Origin of the sequence: Pseudomonas sp. NBB, from assembly GCF_032701105.1 — a bacterium.
Classification (GTDB): domain Bacteria; phylum Pseudomonadota; class Gammaproteobacteria; order Pseudomonadales; family Pseudomonadaceae; genus Aquipseudomonas; species Aquipseudomonas asiatica.
This window is the reverse complement of sequence record NZ_CP103994.1, coordinates 1,462,952-1,482,519: the sequence shown is the minus strand read 5'-3', so window position 1 is coordinate 1,482,519 and position 19,568 is coordinate 1,462,952. Positions and strand designations below refer to the sequence as shown.

The 19,568-nt window shown below is 62.0% G+C and carries 15 protein-coding genes and 4 tRNA genes; 10 read left to right on the top strand and 9 right to left on the bottom strand.

Annotated features, from left to right (window positions below; translation table 11 throughout):
• The first annotated feature begins 37 nt into the window (after positions 1-37).
• On the top strand, positions 38-886 hold the full coding sequence (map, locus tag NY023_RS06985; protein WP_080563750.1) for a type I methionyl aminopeptidase: 849 nt from the start codon (positions 38-40) through the stop codon (positions 884-886).
• A 207-nt stretch (positions 887-1,093) separates the two neighbouring features.
• Here the strand turns inward: map and NY023_RS06980 are convergent.
• The 4 genes from NY023_RS06980 to NY023_RS06965 all read right to left on the bottom strand — a co-directional run bounded on the left by NY023_RS06980 (position 1,094) and on the right by NY023_RS06965 (position 1,595).
• Positions 1,094-1,170: transfer RNA gene (locus tag NY023_RS06980), tRNA-Asp, on the bottom strand.
• Positions 1,171-1,183: 13 nt separating this feature from the next.
• A tRNA-Val gene (locus NY023_RS06975) sits at positions 1,184-1,259 on the bottom strand.
• A gap of 170 nt (positions 1,260-1,429) precedes the next feature.
• A tRNA-Asp gene (locus NY023_RS06970) sits at positions 1,430-1,506 on the bottom strand.
• A gap of 13 nt (positions 1,507-1,519) precedes the next feature.
• Positions 1,520-1,595 (bottom strand) — tRNA-Val (locus NY023_RS06965).
• Between the two features lie 217 nt (positions 1,596-1,812).
• Between NY023_RS06965 and rdgC the strand changes: the two genes are divergently transcribed.
• The 3 genes from rdgC to sugE all read left to right on the top strand — a co-directional run bounded on the left by rdgC (position 1,813) and on the right by sugE (position 4,434).
• The gene (gene rdgC, locus NY023_RS06960) at positions 1,813-2,733 is read left to right on the top strand and encodes a recombination-associated protein RdgC (protein WP_013971401.1); all 921 of its coding nucleotides are present in this window, start codon (positions 1,813-1,815) and stop codon (positions 2,731-2,733) included.
• Between the two features lie 187 nt (positions 2,734-2,920).
• Positions 2,921-3,886, top strand: a complete 966-nt coding sequence (locus NY023_RS06955) for a bile acid:sodium symporter family protein (protein ID WP_013971400.1) — start codon at positions 2,921-2,923, stop codon at positions 3,884-3,886.
• 230 nt (positions 3,887-4,116) lie between these two features.
• A complete protein-coding gene (sugE, locus tag NY023_RS06950) occupies positions 4,117-4,434 on the top strand; it encodes a quaternary ammonium compound efflux SMR transporter SugE (RefSeq protein WP_013971399.1) in 318 nt (105 codons plus the stop codon).
• A 9-nt stretch (positions 4,435-4,443) separates the two neighbouring features.
• Here sugE and NY023_RS06945 read toward each other — a convergent pair whose 3' ends face one another.
• Positions 4,444-6,321 (bottom strand): MFS transporter, encoded by a 1,878-nt coding sequence (locus tag NY023_RS06945; RefSeq protein ID WP_013971398.1) that lies wholly within the window; start codon positions 6,319-6,321, stop codon positions 4,444-4,446.
• Between the two features lie 260 nt (positions 6,322-6,581).
• On the opposite strand from NY023_RS06945, the gene NY023_RS06940 reads away from it, so the two are divergent.
• Both NY023_RS06940 and NY023_RS06935 read left to right on the top strand, forming a co-directional pair.
• On the top strand, positions 6,582-7,760 hold the full coding sequence (locus tag NY023_RS06940) for an MFS transporter (protein ID WP_024086421.1): 1,179 nt from the start codon (positions 6,582-6,584) through the stop codon (positions 7,758-7,760).
• A 230-nt stretch (positions 7,761-7,990) separates the two neighbouring features.
• A complete protein-coding gene (locus NY023_RS06935; RefSeq protein ID WP_013971396.1) occupies positions 7,991-11,467 on the top strand; it encodes a hybrid sensor histidine kinase/response regulator in 3,477 nt (1,158 codons plus the stop codon).
• On the opposite strand, the gene rmuC is transcribed toward NY023_RS06935, so the two are convergent.
• Both rmuC and NY023_RS06925 read right to left on the bottom strand, forming a co-directional pair.
• A complete protein-coding gene (gene rmuC / locus NY023_RS06930) occupies positions 11,439-12,812 on the bottom strand; it encodes a DNA recombination protein RmuC (RefSeq protein ID WP_161551463.1) in 1,374 nt (457 codons plus the stop codon). The two genes, NY023_RS06935 and rmuC, sit on opposite strands and share 29 nt — an antisense overlap.
• Before the next feature lie 292 nt (positions 12,813-13,104).
• Positions 13,105-13,524 (bottom strand): tetratricopeptide repeat protein, encoded by a 420-nt coding sequence (locus tag NY023_RS06925; protein WP_024086418.1) that lies wholly within the window; start codon positions 13,522-13,524, stop codon positions 13,105-13,107.
• A gap of 952 nt (positions 13,525-14,476) precedes the next feature.
• Between NY023_RS06925 and NY023_RS06920 the strand changes: the two genes are divergently transcribed.
• The 3 genes from NY023_RS06920 (at position 14,477) to NY023_RS06910 (ending at position 16,861) form a co-directional block, all read left to right on the top strand.
• Entirely contained in the window at positions 14,477-14,701 is a 225-nt protein-coding gene (locus NY023_RS06920; RefSeq protein WP_003257337.1) for a hypothetical protein, read from the top strand.
• A 249-nt stretch (positions 14,702-14,950) separates the two neighbouring features.
• Positions 14,951-15,433 carry a hypothetical protein gene (locus NY023_RS06915; protein WP_003257336.1) on the top strand — a complete coding sequence of 161 codons (483 nt, stop codon included), beginning with the start codon at positions 14,951-14,953 and terminating at the stop codon, positions 15,431-15,433.
• Between the two features lie 147 nt (positions 15,434-15,580).
• The gene (locus tag NY023_RS06910) at positions 15,581-16,861 is read left to right on the top strand and encodes an OmpP1/FadL family transporter (protein ID WP_013971392.1); all 1,281 of its coding nucleotides are present in this window, start codon (positions 15,581-15,583) and stop codon (positions 16,859-16,861) included.
• A gap of 41 nt (positions 16,862-16,902) precedes the next feature.
• Here the strand turns inward: NY023_RS06910 and NY023_RS06905 are convergent, their stop codons facing one another.
• Positions 16,903-17,832: a LysR family transcriptional regulator gene (locus NY023_RS06905; RefSeq protein ID WP_013971391.1), complete on the bottom strand. Its 930-nt coding sequence runs from the start codon at positions 17,830-17,832 to the stop codon at positions 16,903-16,905.
• Between the two features lie 114 nt (positions 17,833-17,946).
• On the opposite strand from NY023_RS06905, the gene NY023_RS06900 reads away from it, so the two are divergent.
• Positions 17,947-18,207, top strand: coding sequence for a DUF2798 domain-containing protein (locus tag NY023_RS06900; protein WP_013971390.1), 261 nt, complete (start codon positions 17,947-17,949; stop codon positions 18,205-18,207).
• Between the two features lie 807 nt (positions 18,208-19,014).
• Here the strand turns inward: NY023_RS06900 and NY023_RS06895 are convergent.
• Positions 19,015-19,566, bottom strand: coding sequence for a glutathione peroxidase (locus NY023_RS06895; protein WP_015269254.1), 552 nt, complete (start codon positions 19,564-19,566; stop codon positions 19,015-19,017).
• Positions 19,567-19,568: the final 2 nt, after the last annotated feature.

Here is a 19,568-nt window from a genome sequence, read left to right as displayed (position 1 = left end):
GGGTTTACCCGCGAAGGGGCCGGCACAGGAGTGCACCATGCGATGGCAACCCCGCACCCCATGGCGCTATGCTGGGGCACATTCCAGCATGAGCCACTGCCCTCCCCCCATGTCCCAGGTGATTATCAAGACCCCCGCCCAACTCGACCTGATGCGCCGCGCCGGCCAGCTGCTTGCCCAGGTGTTCGCCGACCTCGACAGCTTCATCCGCCCCGGCGTGACCACCATGCAGATCAACGACCGCGCCGAGGCGTTCATCGTCGGCACGCTCAAGGCCCGCCCGGCGAGCAAGGGCCAGTATGGTTTCCCCTATTCGCTCAACACCTCGGTGGACCATGTGGTGTGCCATGGCATGCCCAAGGTCGATGAAGTGCTGAAGGAAGGCTCGATCATCAACGTCGACATCACTCTGGAACAAGGCGGCTATATCGCCGACTCGTCAAAGATGTACAGCATCGGGCCGATCAGCGATGAGGCGCAGCGCCTGGTCGACACCACCTATGACGCGCTATGGAAAGGCATCGAACAGGTACGCCCCGGGGCTACGCTGGGTGATATCGGCCATGCCATCCAGACCCATGCCGAAGCGGCGGGCTACAGCGTCGTACGTGAGTATTGCGGGCATGGCATTGGCCAACAGATGCATGAAGGGCCCGAGGTGCTGCACATTGGTCAGCGCGGGATGGGCCTGAAGTTGAAGCCGGGGATGGTGTTTACCATCGAACCGATGATCAACCAGGGCGGACGCGGGACGCGCACGCTGAAGGACGGCTGGACAGTGATTACCCGCGACCACAGCTTGTCGGCGCAGTGGGAGCATACAGTGGCGGTGACCGGGGATGGGGTCGAGGTGCTGACCTTACGGGAAGAAGAGCGTCGCCGCTGAAATTGCTACAGACCCTCTGTGGGAGCGGGTTCACCCGCGAACACCGGCAAAGCCGGTGCCATGCACCGTGTCGCATCCTTCGCGGGTAAACCCGCTCCCACAGGGGCCAGGCAGCGCCTGATGGTTTTTTGCAGAAACAAAAAAAGCGACCCTAAGGTCGCTTTCTCTGTTACTTCCGGGTGTTCAGTAGGCCCTGGAAGTGGAATATGGCGCAGCGGACGGGACTCGAACCCGCGACCCCCGGCGTGACAGGCCGGTATTCTAACCGACTGAACTACCGCTGCGCTAAACATCGAGTGGTGGGTGATGACGGGATCGAACCGCCGACCCTCTGCTTGTAAGGCAGATGCTCTCCCGGCTGAGCTAATCACCCATGTCTCTCGGTGTGGCGCGCATTCTACGGGCGACTTGGCGCTCTGGCAAGCACTTATCAAACTTTTTGCAAAATTCGCGAAAACACCAAATCGCAGGCACAAAAAAAGCGACCCTGAGGTCGCTTTCCTTGTTACTTCCGGGTGTTCAGTAGGCCCTGGAAGTGAAATATGGCGCAGCGGACGGGACTCGAACCCGCGACCCCCGGCGTGACAGGCCGGTATTCTAACCGACTGAACTACCGCTGCGCTAAACATCGAGTGGTGGGTGATGACGGGATCGAACCGCCGACCCTCTGCTTGTAAGGCAGATGCTCTCCCGGCTGAGCTAATCACCCTTCGTCTCGGTGTGGCGCGCATTCTACGGACGGCCCCGTACCCTGGCAAGCACTTTTTTAACTTTTTTCAAAAAAAACCTCAGGCCTTTCAAAGACCTAGCGTTGCCACGTGCATCTTTACATTCAGCTACAGCTACTGGCACTCCGACAGGGTTGGCCTGAGAGCACCGCTCGGAGAATAATGCCCGCCTTATGCATTAAGGAGAGATTGCCCCTCATGTGGTTCAAGAACCTGCTGACCTACCGTCTGACCCAGGAAGTCCCGTTCGAGCCTGAAGCGCTGGAAGCGGCCCTGGCCAGCAAGCCGGCCCGCCCCTGCGCCAGCCAGGAGCTGACCACCTATGGTTTCGTCGCGCCATTCGGCAAGGGCGAAGACGCTCCCCTGGTGCATGTCAGCGGCGAGTACCTGCTGATTGCCGCGCGCAAGGAAGAACGCATCCTGCCCAGCAGCGTGGTCAACGACGCGGTGAAGGAAAAGGTCGAAGAGATCGAGACCGAGCAGATGCGCAAGGTCTATAAAAAGGAACGCGACCAGATCAAGGACGAGATCATCCAGGCCTTCCTGCCGCGCGCGTTCATCCGCCGCTCGATGATCTTCGCCGCCATCGCCCCGCGCCTGGGCGTGATCCTGGTCAACTCGGCCAGCGCCAAGCGTGCCGAAGACCTGCTGTCGACCTTGCGTGAAGTGATGGGCTCGCTGCCGGTGCGCCCGGCCACCGTGAAAATCGCACCGGTTGCCACCATGACCGAGTGGGTCAAGTCGCAGGAAGCTGCCGAAGGCTTCTATGTGCTGGACGAGTGCGAACTGCGCGACACTGCCGAAGACGGCGGCATCGTGCGCTGCAAGCGCCAGGACCTGACCGGCGAGGAAATTCAGCTGCACCTGAGCACTGGCAAGGTGGTCACCCAGCTGGCCCTGGCCTGGCAGGACAAACTGTCGTTCATTCTGGATGACAAGATGGTGATCAAGCGCCTGAAGTTCGAAGAGCTGCTGCAGGAGCAGGCCGAACAGGATGGTGGCGATGAGGCTGCGCAACAGTTCGATGCCAGCTTCCAACTGATGATGATGACCTTTGCCGAATTCCTGCCGGTGCTGTTCGAGGCGCTGGGTGGAGAAGAGATTCCGCAAGGGGTCTGACTGGTTTTGAAATGCCGGTGCTGGCCTGGGAGATATCCTCAGACCGTACTGGCCCTTTCGCGGGCTTGCCCGCTCCCACAGGTACACCACAGCTTCTGAGTACTGTGGTGTACCTGTGGGAGCGGGCAAGCCCGCGAAGAGGCCAGTGAAATTATTGAAGCGATAAAACAAAAAGGAATTGCCCCCCATGCGTGCCCTCGCCACCCTCAGCCGCTTCGTCGGCAATACCTTCGCCCTGTGGGTGCTGGTGTTCGCCGTACTGGCCTTCCTGCAACCGCAATGGTTCATCGCCCTGAAGGTGGCCATCGTGCCGCTGCTGGGGCTGGTGATGTTCGGCATGGGCCTCACCCTCAAGCTCGATGACTTCGCCGCCCTCGCCCGCCAGCCCTGGCGGGTGATGCTGGGGGTGGTCGCGCACTTCGTGATCATGCCGGGCATGGCCTGGCTGCTGTGCCAGCTGTTCCACCTGCCGCCGGAAATCGCCGTGGGCGTGATCCTGGTTGGCTGCTGCCCGAGCGGCACGGCATCGAACGTGATGGTCTGGCTGTCCCGTGGCGACCTGGCGCTGGCGGTGGCCATCGCTGCGGTGACCACCCTGCTCGCCCCGCTGCTGACCCCGGCGCTGATCTGGTTCCTGGCCTCGGCCTGGCTGCCGGTGTCCTTCATGGACATGTTCTGGTCGATCCTGCAGCTGGTGATGCTGCCGATCGTGCTCGGCGTACTGGCCCAGCGGCTGCTTGGCGCGCGGGTGCAGGCGGCGGTGCAGGTACTGCCGCTGGTGTCGGTGGTGAGTATCGTGATGATCGTGTGCGCGGTGGTGGCGGCCAGCCAGGCGAAGATCGCCGAGTCAGGGCTGCTGATCATGGCGGTGGTGATATTGCACAACAGCTTCGGCTACTTGCTGGGGTACCTGACCGGCAGGCTGTGCAAGCTGCCGCTGGCACAGCGCAAGTCGCTGGCGCTGGAGGTGGGCATGCAGAACTCCGGGCTGGGCGCGGCACTGGCGGCGGCGCATTTTTCGCCGCTGGCTGCGGTGCCGAGTGCGTTGTTCAGCGTTTGGCACAATATTTCCGGGGCGCTGCTGTCTACCTGGTTCCGGCGCATGGGGGAACCTGTGGCAGAAGCCGAAGGTGGGGAGCCGGCCAGGCATTGATGTTGCCTGCACTGGCCCCTTCGCGGGTAAACCCGCTCCCACAGGTACTGCACAGGTCTGAAAATTGTGGAGAACCCTGTAGGAGCGGGTTTACCCGCGAAGAGGCCCGCGCAGGCTTGCCCAGAGCGCTGCATATGTGCACCATGGCACCCACTGTGAGGACGACCTCACGACGCACCGCGTGACCATTCCGGGGACGGCCCCATCATTCACAACGATGGAGACGCACCATGTCCTGGATCATCCTGTTCTTCGCCGGCCTGTTCGAGGTCGGCTGGGCCGTCGGCCTGAAATACACCGACGGCTTCAGCAAGCCACTGCCCACCATCCTCACTGTCGCCGCCATGGCCATCAGCCTGGGTCTGCTGGGCCTGGCCATGAAAGAGCTGCCGCTGGGCACCGCCTATGCCATCTGGACCGGCGTCGGCGCCGTCGGCACGGTGATCGCCGGCATCATCCTGTTCGGCGAGTCCATGGCCCTGGTACGCCTGGTCAGCGTGGCGCTGATCATTACCGGCCTGGTCGGCCTGAAAGTCAGCGCCAGCTGACGCCCTTCCCTAGCGCAGGTTGCCGCGCAGGCGGCTGACCTGCTCACGCAAGGCTTCTGGCTGCGCCGCCTCCACCGGGATGGCGGCGCCTGCCACGATGGTCACCCGCGACCACAGGCGCTTGAAAAAGCCCTTGGCCGGGTCACGGCTGAAGAAGCTGCCCCACAGCCCCTGCAAGGCCAACGGAATGACCGGCACCGGGGTTTCTTCGAGGATGCGGTTGACGCCGCCCTTGAACACGTCGATTTCGCCATCCCCGGTCAGCTTGCCTTCAGGGAAGATGCATACCAACTCGCCATCGGCCAGGTACTCGGCAATGCGCGCGAAAGCACGTTCGTAGATGGCCAGGTCTTCGTTGCGCCCGGCAATCGGGATGGCGCCTGCGGTGCGGAACACGAAGTTGAGTACCGGCAGGTTGTAGATCTTATAGTACATGACGAAGCGTATCGGCCGGCGAATCGCCCCTCCCAGCAGCAGCGCATCGACGAACGACACGTGGTTGCAAACCAGCAGCGCCGCGCCTTCGTCGGGGATGCGCTCGAGGTCGCGGTGCTGCACGCGGTACATCGAATGGCTGAGCAGCCAGATCAGGAAGCGCATGGTGAACTCGGGCACGATCCTGAAGATATAGGCGTTGACCGCGATATTGAGCAGCGACACCACCAGGAACAGTTGCGGGATGGTCAGCTTGGCCAGGCCCAGCAGGATGATGGTGAGCACTGCCGACACCACCATGAACAGGGCATTGAGGATGTTGTTGGCCGCGATCACCCGGGCGCGCTGGTCTTCGGCGGTGCGGGCCTGGATTAGTGCATACAGCGGTACGATATAGAAGCCGCCGAACACCCCAAGGCCGACGATAGACAGCAGGATCCACCAGGCCTGGCCCATGCCCAACAGCGCCAGCCAGTCGTGCGGTGCCGCCGCAGCCGGCACATCGCCGGAGTGCCACCACCAAAGCAGGCCGAACAGGCTCAGCCCGAACGAGCCGAACGGCACCAGGCCGATTTCCACCTTGCGCCCGCTGAGCCGCTCGCACAGCAGCGAACCCAAGGCAATCCCCACCGAGAACAGGGTCAGCACCAGTGTCACCACCGTGCCGTCACCGTGCAGCCAGTCCTTGGCGTAGGCCGGGATCTGCGTGAGGTAGATGGCACCGACGAACCAGAACCACGAGTTGCCGACGATCGAGCGCGACACCGCCGGCGGCTGCCCCAGGCCCATGCGCAGGATCGCCCACGACTGCCTGAAGATGTTCCAGTCCAGCAGCATTTGCGGTGAAGCGGCAGCGGCCCGCGGGATCCAGCGGCTGGCCAGGTAACCGAGCACGGCAGTGCCGACCACGCCACCAGCCACCACGGTGGCATAGCTGTCGGCCGACATCATCACCCCGGCGCCGATGGTGCCGGCGAGGATGGCCAGGAAGGTACCGGTTTCCACCAGCCCGTTGCCGCCGACCAGCTCTTCCTCGCGCAGGGCCTGCGGCAGGATCGAGTACTTCACCGGGCCGAACAGCGCCGAGTGGGTTCCCATGCCGAACAGCGCCACCAGCATCAGCGCCAGGTGGTTGGTGATGAAACCGAGCGCGCCTACCGCCATGATCGCGATCTCGGCCAGCTTGATGGCCCGGATCAGCGCATCCTTGGCGAACTTCTCGCCAAACTGCCCGCCCAGCGCAGAGAACAGGAAGAACGGCAGGATGAACAGCAGGGCGCACAGGTTGACCCAGATGGAACGGTCGCCGTCGCCCAGGCTGAGCTTGAACAGGATCGCCAGGATCAGCGACTGCTTGAACAGGTTGTCGTTGAAGGCACCCAGCGACTGGGTGATGAAAAACGGCAGGAAACGCCGCTTGCCGAGCAAGGTGAATTGCGAGGAGTGACTCATCGTCCTTGGTCCTGAGGGCTTTTCAATTGGAGGCGCGCAGGGCGCGACAAGCCACAAATCTGCATGGGAAATGCACTGACTGGCAAGCGCTCAAGGATTTTGGAGGGCTGTACCGGCCCTTTCGCGGGCACGCCCGCTCCCACAGGGATATCACATGCCTTGAGGGCATGTGATAGCGGGTGTGGCCGCGAAAGGCCTGCGCAGCAGGCCTCTGTTGGCATATGCTGGCCCCCGGCAAAACAGAACAACAAGGATGTGTAATGCTCGCCGCCATAAAACGCTACCCGCACAGTGTGCGCCTGCTGCTCGGCACCACCTTCACCCTCACCGTCGCCCGTGCCCTTACCCTGCCCTACCTGGTGGTGTACCTGGCTGACAACTTCCAGCTGCCGATCAGCCAGATCGGCCTGCTGATCGGTGGTGCGCTGATCATCGCCTCGCTGCTGAGCCTGTATGGCGGCCACCTTGTGGATACCTTGCGCAACCACACCCTGGTCAGCGCCAGCACCCTGCTGTTTGCCCTGGCTTTCGTCGGCGCGGTCGCCAGCAACTCGGCGCTGCTGTTCTTTATCTGCCTGGTACTGATCAACCTGGCCCTGGCAGTGGTCGACATCGCTGCCAAGGCGGGCTTCTGCGCCTTGCTGCCGGTGGAGGAACGGGCCGAAGTATTCGCCATCAAGTACACCCTCAGCAACGTCGGCTACGCCGCCGGCCCGCTGCTGGGCGTGGCCATGCTGGAACTGAACGACCACATGCCGTTCATTGCCTCCGCCCTGCTCGGCCTGGGTATGTGCCTGGCCTACTGGCGCCTGGGGGACCGCGACCTGCAGGCCAGTGCGCCGGACAAGCCCGGGGTCGGCTTTGGCCAGGTGGCGCTGGGTCTGGCCCGTGACCGACGGCTGGTATGCTTCACCCTGGGCGGGGTACTGAGCGCGGTAGTATTCGGCCAGTTCACTGCCTACCTGTCGCAGTACCTGGTGATAACCAGCAGCCCGGCCGAGGCGGCGCGCCTGATCGGTTACCTGGTGACCACCAACGCGGTGACGGTGATTGCCCTGCAGTACCTGATCGGCCGCCGCATCAGCCGCCAGCGCCTGATGCCCTGGCTGCTGGCCGGCATGGGCCTGTTCATCGCCGGGCTGCTGGGCTTTGCCCTGGCCGGTTCGGCGCTGGCGTGGTGCCTGGCGATGCTGGTGTTCACCCTGGGCGAGATCATCGTGATCCCGGCCGAGTACATGTTCATCGACCTGATCGCGCCGGAGCACTTGCGTGGGGTGTATTACGGCGCGCAGAACCTGTCCAACCTCGGTGCGGCGCTGGGGCCGGTGATGGTGGGGTTTGCCCTGGTACATCTGTGGCCGGGGGCGATCTTCTACCTGCTGGTGTTGTCGGTGATACTGGCGGGGTTGTTTTATTGGCTGGGTACCCGCAAAGGATGATGTCTGCTCTGCTGGCCTCTTCGCGGGTGAACCCGCTCCCACAGGACAGCGCCGCTTTCGAAGCCTGTGCAGTAGCTGTGGGAGCGGGTTCACCCGCGAAAGGGCCGGCACAGGTTAAAGAGAACCCTGCGACCACCTGCCACTGCGACCATCGTCTGCGCTGACGAAGCGGCACCTGCGTGCCAGACTGATTGATCGGGACCGCGTTATCTTTTTGCTTCGGAGTCTTCATGTCGTTGTCCAGCGGGCTGATCGCCGTGGTCGCCCTGGCCTATATGGCCATCATGTTCGCCATCGCCTTCTACGGCGACCGCCGCAGCACGCCGTTGCCGCCGAAGCTGCGTGCCTGGGTGTACAGCCTGTCGCTGGCCGTTTACTGCACCAGCTGGACCTTCTTCGGCGCGGTCGGCCAGGCCGCCGAACAGCTCTGGGCATTCCTGCCGATTTACCTGGGCCCGGTGCTGCTGCTGATCTTCGCGCCCTGGGTGCTGCAGAAGATGGTGCTGATCAGCAAGCAACAGAACATCACCTCGATCGCCGACTTCATCGCCGCGCGCTATGGCAAGTCGCAGTCCCTGGCGGTGGTCGTGGCGCTCATCTGCCTGGTAGGCGTGCTGCCGTACATCGCCTTGCAACTCAAGGGCATCGTGCTGGGCGTGAACCTGCTGATCGGCGCCAACGCCGACGCCACCGGCACCCGCGTACAGGACACCGCACTGGTTGTTTCGCTGGTGCTGGCGCTGTTCGCCATCGTCTTCGGTACCCGCAGCCTGGACGTGACCGAACACCACCGTGGCATGGTCCTGGCGATTGCCTTCGAATCACTGATCAAGCTGCTGGCCTTCCTCGCCGTGGGCATCTTCGTCGTCTTCAACCTGTATGACGGCTTCGACGACCTGTTCAGCCAGGCCCGCCAGTCGATCCACCTTCAGGACTATTGGCAGGAGACCATCAATTGGCCGTCGATGGTGGTGCAGACCGCCGTGGCGATGATGGCGATCATCTGCCTGCCACGGCAATTCCACGTTACCGTGGTGGAGAACATCGAACCCCAGGACATGCGCCTGGCGCGCTGGGTATTCCCGATGTACCTGGCGCTCGCCGCATTGTTCGTGGTGCCGATCGCCCTGGCCGGGCAGATGCTGCTGCCGGGCACGGTGATCTCCGATTCGTTCGTCATCAGCCTTCCTCTGGCCGAGGCACACCCGAGCCTGGCCCTGCTGGCATTCATCGGTGGTGCATCGGCGGCCACGGGCATGGTCATCGTCGAGGCCGTGGCGCTGTCGACCATGGTCTCCAACGACATGCTGCTGCCCTGGCTGCTGCGCCGTACCAACGCCGAGCGGCCGTTCGAGGCATTCCGCCACTGGATGCTCTCGGTACGCCGGGTGACCATCGTGGTGATCCTGCTGCTGGCGTATGTCAGCTACCGCCTGCTGGGTTCCACCGCCAGCCTGGCGACCATCGGCCAGATCGCCTTTGCCGCCGTAACCCAGCTGACCCCGGCCATGCTCGGTGCGCTGTACTGGAAGCAGGCCAACCGCCGCGGCGTGTTCGCCGGCCTGGCTGCAGGTATCTTCCTTTGGTTCTACACCCTCGTCCTGCCGATCGCGGCGCACAGCCTGGGATGGTCGCTGCAGCTGTTTCCGGGGTTGGCGTGGCTGCACGGCAATCCGCTAAACCTGCCGATCAGCCCGCTGACCCAAGGCGTGGTGCTGTCGCTGGCGGGTAACTTCACGCTGTTCGCCTGGGTTTCCGTGCTTTCGCGCACGCGAGTTTCCGAGCATTGGCAGGCCGGCCGCTTCATCGGCCAGCAGACTAGCGCCAGGCCCAGCAGCAAGCCGCTGCTGGCGGTGCAGATCGACGACCTGCTGACCCTGGCCTCGCGCTTCGTTGGTGAAGAACGCGCCCGGCAGAGCTTCATCCGCTTCGCCTACCGCCAGGGCAAGGGCTTCAACCCCAACCAGAACGCCGACGGCGACTGGATCGAACATACCGAACGCCTGCTGGCCGGCGTACTCGGCACGTCGTCGACCCGCGCCGTGGTCAAGGCCGCCATCGAAGGCCGCGACATGCAGCTGGAAGACGTGGTGCGTATCGCCGACGAAGCCAGCGAGGTGCTGCAGTTCAACCGCGCCCTGCTGCAAGGGGCCATCGAGAACATCAACCAGGGCATCAGCGTGGTCGACCAGAACCTGCACCTGGTGGCCTGGAACCGCCGTTACCTGGAACTGTTCAACTACCCCGACGGGCTGATCAGCGTGGGCCGGCCGATCGCCGACATCATCCGCTACAACGCCGAGCGTGGCCTGTGCGGCCCGGGCGAGGCGCAGGTGCACGTGGCGCGGCGCCTGCACTGGATGCGTCAGGGCCGTGCGCACTCCTCCGAGCGCTTGTTCCCCAATGGCCGGGTGATCGAGCTGATCGGCAACCCGATGCCGGGCGGCGGTTTCGTCATGAGCTTCACCGACATCACCCCGTTCCGTGAGGCCGAGCAGGCCCTGCGCGATGCCAACGAACGCCTGGAGCAACGGGTGGCGGAACGCACCCAGGAGCTGTCGCAACTTAACCAGGCGTTGTCCGAAGCCAAGAGCCGTGCCGAAGCGGTGAGCCAGTCCAAGACCCGTTTCCTGGCTGCGGTCAGCCATGACCTGATGCAGCCGCTGAACGCGGCCCGGCTGTTCTCCGCCGCCTTGTCGCAACAGGCCGAGGGCATGAATGAAGAGGCCCGGCAGCTGGTGCAGCACATGGACAGTTCGCTGCGCTCGGCCGAAGAGCTGATCAGCGACCTGCTGGACATCTCACGCCTTGAAAACGGCAAGATTACCCCGGATGCCAAACCCTTTGCCCTCAACGAGCTGTTCGACACCCTGGGTGCCGAATTCAAGGTGCTGGCCGCCGAGAAGGGCCTGAAATTCCGCCTGCGCGGCAGCCGCCTGCGGGTGGACAGTGACATGAAGCTGCTGCGCCGGGTGCTGCAGAACTTCCTGACCAACGCCCTGCGCTACGGCAAGAGCCCGATCCTGCTGGGCGCACGGCGCCAGGGTGAACAGTTGTGGCTTGAAGTGTGGGACCGCGGCCCCGGCATCGCCGACGACAAGCTGCAGGTGATCTTCCAGGAGTTCAAGCGCCTGGACAGCCACCAGACCCGCGCCGAGAAGGGCCTGGGCCTGGGCCTGGCGATCGCCGACGGCCTGTGCCGGGTGCTGGGGCACAAGCTGGAAGTGCGCTCGTGGCCGGGCAAGGGCACGGTGTTCCGCGTCAGCGTACCAATTGCCCACCAGGCCGCACCGGCGCCCGCCGCCCCGGTGGAACAGGGCGGCCAGCCACTGGCCGGGCTGCAGGTACTGTGCGTGGATAACGAAGACAGCATCCTGATCGGCATGAACAGCCTGCTCAGCCGCTGGGGTTGCCAGGTGTGGACCGCGCGCAACCGCGCCGAATGCGAAGCTCTGCTGGCCAAGGGCATGCGCCCGCACCTGGCGCTGGTGGACTACCACCTGGACGACGGCGAAACTGGTACCGGGCTGATGGGCTGGCTACGCGCGCGCCTTGGCGAGCCGGTGCCGGGCGTGGTGATCAGCGCTGACGGCAGCAAGGAAACCATCGCCATGGTGCATGCCTCTGGCCTGGACTACCTGGCCAAGCCGGTCAAGCCGGCGGCCCTGCGTGCCATGCTCAATCGCCATCTGAGCCTGGTTCAGTAAGCGCTTCGTCCGGCAACGCCTCATCGGACAGCGCCCGCTCCAGCAGGTCGGCCGGCAGGCTCTTGCTGGCGCGGGCGCCCAGCAGCTTCAGCTGTTCGCTGCGGCTGACCAGGTTGCCGCGCCCTTCGCATAGCTTGTTACGCGCGGCAGCATAGGCCTTGTCCACCTGCTGCAGGCGGCTGCCCAACTCGTCCAGGTCCTGGATGAACAGCACGAACTTGTCGTACAGCCAGCCGGCACGTTCGGCAATCTCGCGGGCGTTCTGGCCCTGGCGTTCCTGCTTCCACAGGCTGTCGATCACCCGCAAGGTGGCCAGCAATGTGGTCGGGCTGACGATCACGATCTGCCGGTCGAAGGCTTCCTGGAACAGGTTAGGCTCGGCCTGCAGGGCTGCCGAGAAGGCGGCCTCGATCGGTACGAACAGCAGCACGAAATCCAGGCTGTGCAGGCCTTCGAGGCGGTTGTAGTCCTTGCTCGACAGGCCTTTGACGTGGCTGCGCAGCGACTGCACATGCTGCTTGAGCGCAGCCTCGTCGTTGCCGGCGACGAACTGCTGGTAGGCGGTGAGGCTGACCTTGGCATCCACCACTACCTGCTTGTCGCCGGGCAGCATGATCAGAACGTCAGGCTGGAAGCGCTCGCCATCGGCGCTCTTCAAGCTGACTTGGGTCTGGTATTCGCGGCCCTTTTCCAGGCCGGCATGCTCCAATACCCGTTCGAGGATCAGCTCACCCCAGTTGCCCTGGGTTTTCTGGCCCTTCAGCGCCTGGGTCAGGTTGGTGGCTTCGTCGGACAGGCGCAGGTTGAGTTGCTGCAGGCGCTCCAGCTCCTTGCCCAGCGAGAAGCGCTCGCGGGCTTCCTGCTGGTAGCTCTCTTCCACGCGTTTTTCGAAAGCCTGGATGCGCTCCTTGAGCGGGTCGAGCAACTGGCCGAGATGCTGCTGGCTGGTCTGGGCGAAGCGCTGCTCGCGCTCGTCGAAGATCTTGGTAGCCATGTCAGCGAACTGGGCGCGCAGGGTGTCGCGGGCTTCCTGCAGGTCTTCCAGGCGCTGCTGGTGGCTTTCCTGCTGCTCGCGCAGTTCGGCGTCCAGGCGTGCGGTCTGGGCCTCCAGGCGACGCAGTTCGGCTTCGCGGTTGGCACGTTCGAGGTTCCAGGCGTGAGCGGCATCACGGGCATTGTCACGGTCGATCTGCAGCAGTTCCAGCTCACGGCCCTGGGCGGCCAGCTGGGTCTGCTTGACGGTGTTGGCTTCGCTGAGATCGCTTATTTCATCGCGGCTGGCGTCCAGTTGCGCCTGCAGGCCGGCCAGAGCCAGCTGGGCAGCATTGAGGCGCTCTTCGAGCAAAGCCTGCTCGCCTTGCCGCGTGCCCTGGCGACGCTGCACCTGCATGACCCAACCCAGGCAAGGTAATGCACCTGCCACCAAGCCCAGCAGAATGCTGGCCAGATCCACTGTCATGCTTACCCCGAATGATCCTGGATGAATGCATCGCAGCTTATCAGCCTGAGCGGCGTGTTGCCTGTTCAGGCCTCTTCGCGGGTAAACCCGCTCCTACAGGGATTGCACAGTATCCGAGGTATAGCTATTCCTGTGGGAGCGGGTTTACTCGCGAAAAGGCCAGTGCTGGCAACACACCTCAGGCATGGAACCACTGCCGCAAAAGCCGCCGCGCTTCCTGCGACCCCTGCCCCGCCGCCAGCTCCAGCCAGTACCGCGCCTGCTCCGGCTCGTTGTGCTGGCACAGCCGCGCATACTCCAGTTGCGCGCGCCGATCACCGGCGCGGGCCGCCTGGCGCAGCAGTTCATGGCCAATACGCCGGTCACGGGCGTTGCCGCAATCACGGCACAACATCTGTCCCAGGCGGCTTTGCGCCACTACCACACCCTGACGCGCCGGCTGTTTCAACAGGCGCCCGGCCAAGTGCTTGACCTGCGGCTTGTCACCCAGGCGCGGGTTGTCGAGCAGCCACAAGGCCACTTTGAGGGAGAAACGTTTGGGGGGAGGCGCAGGCGTCGATGCAGCAGGGCTGGCGAGGTGTTTACCGCGAAACTTCATGAGCAACAGGATTGGCAACTCGAAAGGCGCGCCACTCTACCCTTTTTTTTGCGACATGGCCTTCCGATTTCTGCAGGATTGAAAAAATTTTCAATGATCTTTTCTTGACGTTTTCAAGTGGATGACCAACTGGCCTTCTGAAGCATGTCGATTGTCGGACAGTTCACTGTATTGCTGGCACGCCCGTCCTAGAGCAAGCGCCAGGGACAATCCACAGTTCCTGTGGATAACTCGGTGGACAACCCCCTGGCATCCCCCGCAAACCCCTATGAATTGGGGCTTTCGCTCAAACTGACGATTTTTTCACCAGCTAAAAATAGTGTTTTTTTTCATTGACTTAACCGGCCAGTCAAGGCATTGGCGAGGCTGTCATGGCATGCTGCAAGGCAGTTGCAAGCGCTGCTTCAAATGTGAACAAGTGCACCAAAAACCTTCAATTGAATGCACGAAATCGGTACATCAGCCCGGATACGGGCCTTTTGCAGCCCCTTCCCATCAGGGAAAATACGCGCCATACTGCGCGGCTAACCTGTACTTGCACGAAGTCCTTGCCAAGCACCTGTATTTTCGTTAAGGTGCGCATCGTTAGTACCAAGCTGAAAGTCAATTCTGGCCTCAAGCGTCCTTGCAGACACACTCCTCCCAAGGGTGGCGCTGCTGAAACCAGGACCGGCCCATTCGATGATTCACTCGCTAGCCCAGCGCTGTTCAAGCACGAATCACGTGACAGATTGATCAGGATCCCACCCCGACGGCCTAGAACCTTGGCCCCGGCGTGCTGCCTGCCCTCTGAAGTACCTACCAGTCAGCCCACGCGCCCACCTTTGATTGCGCTCCCTCTGGCTGCCCTGTTCCAGTCAGGTTCGTTCGTCCCTTAATAAAGGCGTCACTGGAACGTTTCTATCATGCACGGATCATAACCCCCGTGTTTAAAGCAGGAACCTCCAACAATATGCAAACTCATCATCAGATTCAGGCTGCCATTGGCACCCTCTCCCAGGCCTTCTCGCCGTTGAAGTGCCTTATCGTTGCCCCTCGCAAAGGCAGCTTCAGCTTCACCCTGGTAGACGAACACGGCGTCGCCTGCCACACCGAGCGCCTGTACCCCGAACAGTACAGCCGCAGTGAACCGCTGCAGGCGGTCATCGCCCGAACCCGCCAGTCGCTCACCGCGTGAGCGGCGAATGCTGCGGTATTCAAGCGCTGAATCATGCCATCGCAAGCCTGCCTGAACGTTCGTGGCGTAATTGCCTTAAGGTATATAGCCAAGTACGTCAGGCAGCAATCGATTTAAAAACAGCCCTTTACACCACGATTATCACACTACACTTCAACTCGAGCGGTGCTTGCCGCTTCCGGCGGGCCTGATCACTCACCAGCTGCCAAGCTCCAGCGCCCGTCCGGCCCTTAATTGCTCGAGGGCATCATGGGTATCGCGGCGAATGAATTGTGTCAGTATGTGATCCGACCCACCCTGGTCTACCTGAACCGTCACTGCGCCAGCGCCGAAGCCTTGTTGCTTGGCATCGCCGCCAGCCAGTCGGCCCTGGGGTCGGCCTTGCACGACCGTCGTGGGCACGGTCTGTACCGTATCGGCGAACACCGTCACCAGGCTATCTGGGACGACTATCTTGCCCGTGACCCCGACCTGGCCAGCCTGGTCCGCGGCCTGGCCAGCCAGCACGCCTTCCTCGGCGGCCCGCACCTGGAACTCACCGTCAACCTGCGTTATTCAACCGCGATTGCCTGGATGCTCATCGAAGAGCAGGCCACGCCACTGCCTGCCGCCGATGACCTCCTTGCGCTTGCGCGAATCTGGCGACAGATTTTCAACCCTCAAGGTCGCCTGCGCGACTTCACACACGCCTGGCATACCTGCATAGATCAGAGATTGCCGCAGGCATCTTAAGACGCGTCCTACAACGTGCCCGGAAAAAAGGGAATTTTGGTCGGATTGTCCTACAAAACCGCTCTATCTCCTGCGATTGAGGCTATAGCGCGGCGCGTGATTTGTTGGTAGCTTTTCGCCCCGGAGATCCCAAGGAGTTTTCTAATAATGAAAAAAGTAATGCTCAAAGCCTCCCTCGGCGTAGCCGTTGCACTTGCTTCCAGCCAACTGCTCGCCGCAGGTTTCGCGCTGAACGAACAAAGCATCAGCGGCATGGGAACCGGGTTTGCGGGACGTTCGTCTTCTGCCGAAGATGCCAGCACGGTGTATGGCAACCCTGCGGGCATGTCTCGCCTCAAGCGCGAACAGGTCACCGTGGGTGGCGCGGCTGTCATTGCCAAAACTGATATTTCGGGTCGTGGTAGCAATTTCGGGGGGGAAACCGATGGCGACATGGTCCCGGTCGTGGGTGTACCCATGGGCTATTACGTCAAACCGATCGATGATCACTGGAGCGTCGGTTTCGGCGTTTACGTGCCATACGGCCTGATCACGGACTACGGCAGCGACGACGCGGCACGCTACTGGGGCAAGAAGAGCAAGGTCGAGGTCGTCACCTTCCAGCCAACCATCAGCTATGCCTTCAACGACAAGGTGTCGATCGGTTTCGGTCCGACCATCAACCGTATCAAGGGTGAACTGGGCTCGAATCTGTCCAGCAAGGCGCTGCTGGGCCCGAACGGGCCGGATGGCGAAATCAAGATCAAGGGCGACGACACCGCGATCGGTTACAACATTGGCGTCCTCGTACAAGCTACAGACCGTACCCGCCTGGGCCTGACCTATCACTCGATGGTCGACTACAAGCTTGAAGGCGACACGCGAGTGTCGTACCCGATTGCAGCCCTCGGTCTGAACGGCAAATTCGACGCCAGCCTGAAAATAAAGACGCCAGAATCGGTGGACTTCTCGATCACCCATGAACTGGATGACCAGTGGACACTCTATGCGGGTAGCACCTGGACTCGCTGGAGCCGCCTGGAGAGCATCGTTGTCAAGAACGAAGCACCGGCGGGCTACCCACTGCAGACCATCACCGAAGAGCAAAACTGGCATGACACCTGGGCACACGCCATTGGTGCTGCCTACAAGGTGAACAAGGAGTGGACCCTGCGTGCAGGCTTCTCCGTCGACCAGTCGCCCACCAACAACCATGATCGCTCGCCGCGCATTCCTACCGGCGACCGCAAGGCTGTCAGCTTTGGTGCCGGTTGGAGCCCGAACGACGACATGACCATCGATGTTGCCTACTCGTATCTGTGGGAAGAGGATACCAAGGTGAACAATGTGTCCGGCTCGCCGACACAACAGGCGCTGAAAGGCACCTATCAGGCCAAGTATGAGAACAGTGCTCACGGTATTGGTGCATCCCTTACCTACCGCTTCTGATTCATACGCGTGACATGAAAACCGCCCTCGTGGCGGTTTTTTTACACCTTCACCTGCCAGTCATCGCCCAGGCATTCGCGCAGGTAGTCCATGAACACCTGTACTTTTGCGGTCATGGCAAAGCGGTCGGCCAGGCACAGATAGATATCCATCGGTTCGGTCTGGGCATAGGCCTGGCCGCTATCGCTGTATTCGAACAACGGCACCAGCGCCCCGTTATCCAGATGCGGCCTTACGATGAACTCGGCAAGGCGGGTGATGCCGCCATCGTGCAGCGCCATCTGGGTCAGGGCATCGATGTCGTCGCTGATCAGGACACTACCGAACTCTGCCTCGAACCGCAGCCCGTCGCGCATGAACCCCCAACGCAGGAAGCGTCCATCCACCGGGTAGCGGAACACCAGGCAGCGGTGCTCACGCAAGGCCTCGGGCGTGGCCGGCACGCCGGCGCTTTGCAGGTAACCGGGCGAGGCACAGCAAATGAACGGTATACGGGCGATATGCCGGGCCAGCAACTGGTCTTCGAGTTGCGGGGCAATGCGCAGGCTCACGTCCACATCCTCCCGCGCGTGGTTGACCCGGCGATCAGTCGTTACCAACTCTATCGAAAGCAGTGGGTAGCGGGCGCTGAACGCGGGTATCAATGGCGCCAGCACGTGGCGACCGAAGGCGGACGTCGAGGCAATGCACAGCCGCCCTTGGGGCTCACTGTCGGGGGTGGTGACGGCCTGCTCGGCCAAGGCCAGGTCGCGCTCGATGTGCCTGACGCGTTCGTAATACTGGGTGCCGGCGGGTGTCAGCGCCATACTGCGGGTGGTGCGGCTGAGCAGGCGAACCTGCAAGTGGCCTTCCAGGCGTGCCAGGTTCTGGCTAACCGCGGCCGGGCTCAGGCCCAGGTTGCGGGCACCGGCGGCGATGCTGCCGGCTTCGACCACCTTGATGAAACTGCGAATGGCGTTGAGCAGGTCCATGCTGAGCCCTTGGATTCGTAAGAATCTCTTTATAAAGAACTCAATGCGGCTGGTCTACAGCTGCTGCCGGGTGCGTTGCTAACCTGCGCCTCTACTTACTTTTCAGGAGTTCGCATGAGCAACCTGTCCCAGGCACGCGGCCGACGCAAATTGCACCCGGGCGCCACGCCCTACGTTTTTGCCTTCTACATGTCGTCGATCATGGCGCTATTGATGTGTTTCGTGATCACGGCAGCGAATGGGGGGGTCAACCCTGAATACCTTGGCAACGTGCTGAAGGCTTACCAGTTGGCGATGCCTGTGGCGTTCGTCTGTGTATTGATGGTCAGGCCGGTGGTTGTGCGGTTGGTGGCGATTACTGTGCATGCAAAGTGAAGTAACCCCAAAGCCCAGGCAAGCCCCCTGCTCTTGCTCTTGCTCTTGATCTTGATCTTGATCTTGATCTTGATCTTGATCTTGATCTTGATCTTGATCTTGATCTTGATCTTCGCGACTTCAGGAGGCCGAGCAGAGGGCTTGCGGAGGGAGGTGACGGGCATGGATGCCCGTCAAGCGCTGAGGCCCCATGGATGGGGCCTGCAGCGCGTACTCCCGGGAGCAAGACCGGCGCGAGGGAACCCCGTAGCGTAGCGGAGGGGCCGGATGATGGGAGCGCAGCGTTTTTTGGTTACTTTTTGTCGCGTTTGACAAAAAGTGACTCGCCGTAAGGGCGAAAAGGTGAGTATGCGTCGCCATCGTAAATGGACTATGCGCGAGATCAAGACCAGTACTTTTCCGCTCTTCGCTCTTCGCTCTTCGCTCTTCGCTCTTCGCTCTTCGCTCTTCGCTTTCAAGCGTGGGCATCAACAACAAGGTCAACATTCATTTGCGAAGGTGGCGCTTAATCACCTTTCCGCCCTTACGGCGGGTCACTTTTTGTCAAACGCGACAAAAAGTAACCAAAAAACGCTGGCTCCTATCATCCGGCCCCTACGCTGCGCTCCGGGGTTCCCTCGCTACGGGCCTACTCCCGGGAGTACGCGCTGCAGGCCCCATCCATGGGGCCTCAGCGCTTGACGGGCATCCATGCCCGTCACCTCCCTCCGCAGTCCCTTCGCTCGGCTTCCTGAAGTCGCAATCTGCGGCGCCTGAACTATCGCGCACTTAGAAGCAAAAGCCGAAGCAAGAGCAAGAGCTGCTAGGTTATGGCTGGGAGGCAATGGCCTTTTCGATGGCTGCCCGGAATGCTGGATCATCCGGCTTGGTCAGGCTGGAAAAGTTATCAATCACCTTGCCCTTGCGGTCCACCACGTACTTGTAGAAATTCCACTTCGGCGCACTGCTCTGGCTTGCCAGCTCCGCGAACAGCGGTATCGCATCCGCCCCCCGCACCGACTGTGTCTTGGTCATGGTAAAGGTAACGCCATAGTTGGCATAACATACCTTGGCTGTCTTCTCGCTGTCGGCGTCCTCCTGCTTGAAGTCATTGGACGGCACGCCAAGCATTTCCAAGCCTTGCCCGTGATACTCCTTGTAGGTCGCTTCAAGCCCCTCGAACTGCGGCGCGAAACCGCAGTAACTGGCCGTATTCACCACCACCAAGGGCTTGCCGGCAAAGCGCTCGCACAGGTCCACCTGCCCCTTGCCTCGCAACTCTGGCAGGCTGCCCTGCAACAACGCCGGGCAATCGGCAGCCCAGCTCGATGCGCTGGCAAGCAGGGCCAGCACCGGCACCGTCAACCAATGTGCACGCATGA

Coding starts and splice junctions, on each gene's coding strand:
- NY023_RS06945 (WP_013971398.1), bottom strand. CDS start 6,321: ATGAGTCACTCCTCGCAATTCACCTTGCTCGGCAAGCGGCGTTTCCTG.
- NY023_RS06895 (WP_015269254.1), bottom strand. CDS start 19,566: ATGCGTGCACATTGGTTGACGGTGCCGGTGCTGGCCCTGCTTGCCAGC.
- NY023_RS06920 (WP_003257337.1), top strand. CDS start 14,477: ATGCAAACTCATCATCAGATTCAGGCTGCCATTGGCACCCTCTCCCAG.
- NY023_RS06905 (WP_013971391.1), bottom strand. CDS start 17,832: ATGGACCTGCTCAACGCCATTCGCAGTTTCATCAAGGTGGTCGAAGCC.
- rdgC (WP_013971401.1), top strand. CDS start 1,813: ATGTGGTTCAAGAACCTGCTGACCTACCGTCTGACCCAGGAAGTCCCG.
- NY023_RS06910 (WP_013971392.1), top strand. CDS start 15,581: ATGAAAAAAGTAATGCTCAAAGCCTCCCTCGGCGTAGCCGTTGCACTT.
- NY023_RS06935 (WP_013971396.1), top strand. CDS start 7,991: ATGTCGTTGTCCAGCGGGCTGATCGCCGTGGTCGCCCTGGCCTATATG.
- sugE (WP_013971399.1), top strand. CDS start 4,117: ATGTCCTGGATCATCCTGTTCTTCGCCGGCCTGTTCGAGGTCGGCTGG.
- NY023_RS06900 (WP_013971390.1), top strand. CDS start 17,947: ATGAGCAACCTGTCCCAGGCACGCGGCCGACGCAAATTGCACCCGGGC.
- NY023_RS06940 (WP_024086421.1), top strand. CDS start 6,582: ATGCTCGCCGCCATAAAACGCTACCCGCACAGTGTGCGCCTGCTGCTC.
- NY023_RS06925 (WP_024086418.1), bottom strand. CDS start 13,524: ATGAAGTTTCGCGGTAAACACCTCGCCAGCCCTGCTGCATCGACGCCT.
- NY023_RS06955 (WP_013971400.1), top strand. CDS start 2,921: ATGCGTGCCCTCGCCACCCTCAGCCGCTTCGTCGGCAATACCTTCGCC.
- NY023_RS06915 (WP_003257336.1), top strand. CDS start 14,951: ATGGGTATCGCGGCGAATGAATTGTGTCAGTATGTGATCCGACCCACC.
- map (WP_080563750.1), top strand. CDS start 38: ATGCGATGGCAACCCCGCACCCCATGGCGCTATGCTGGGGCACATTCC.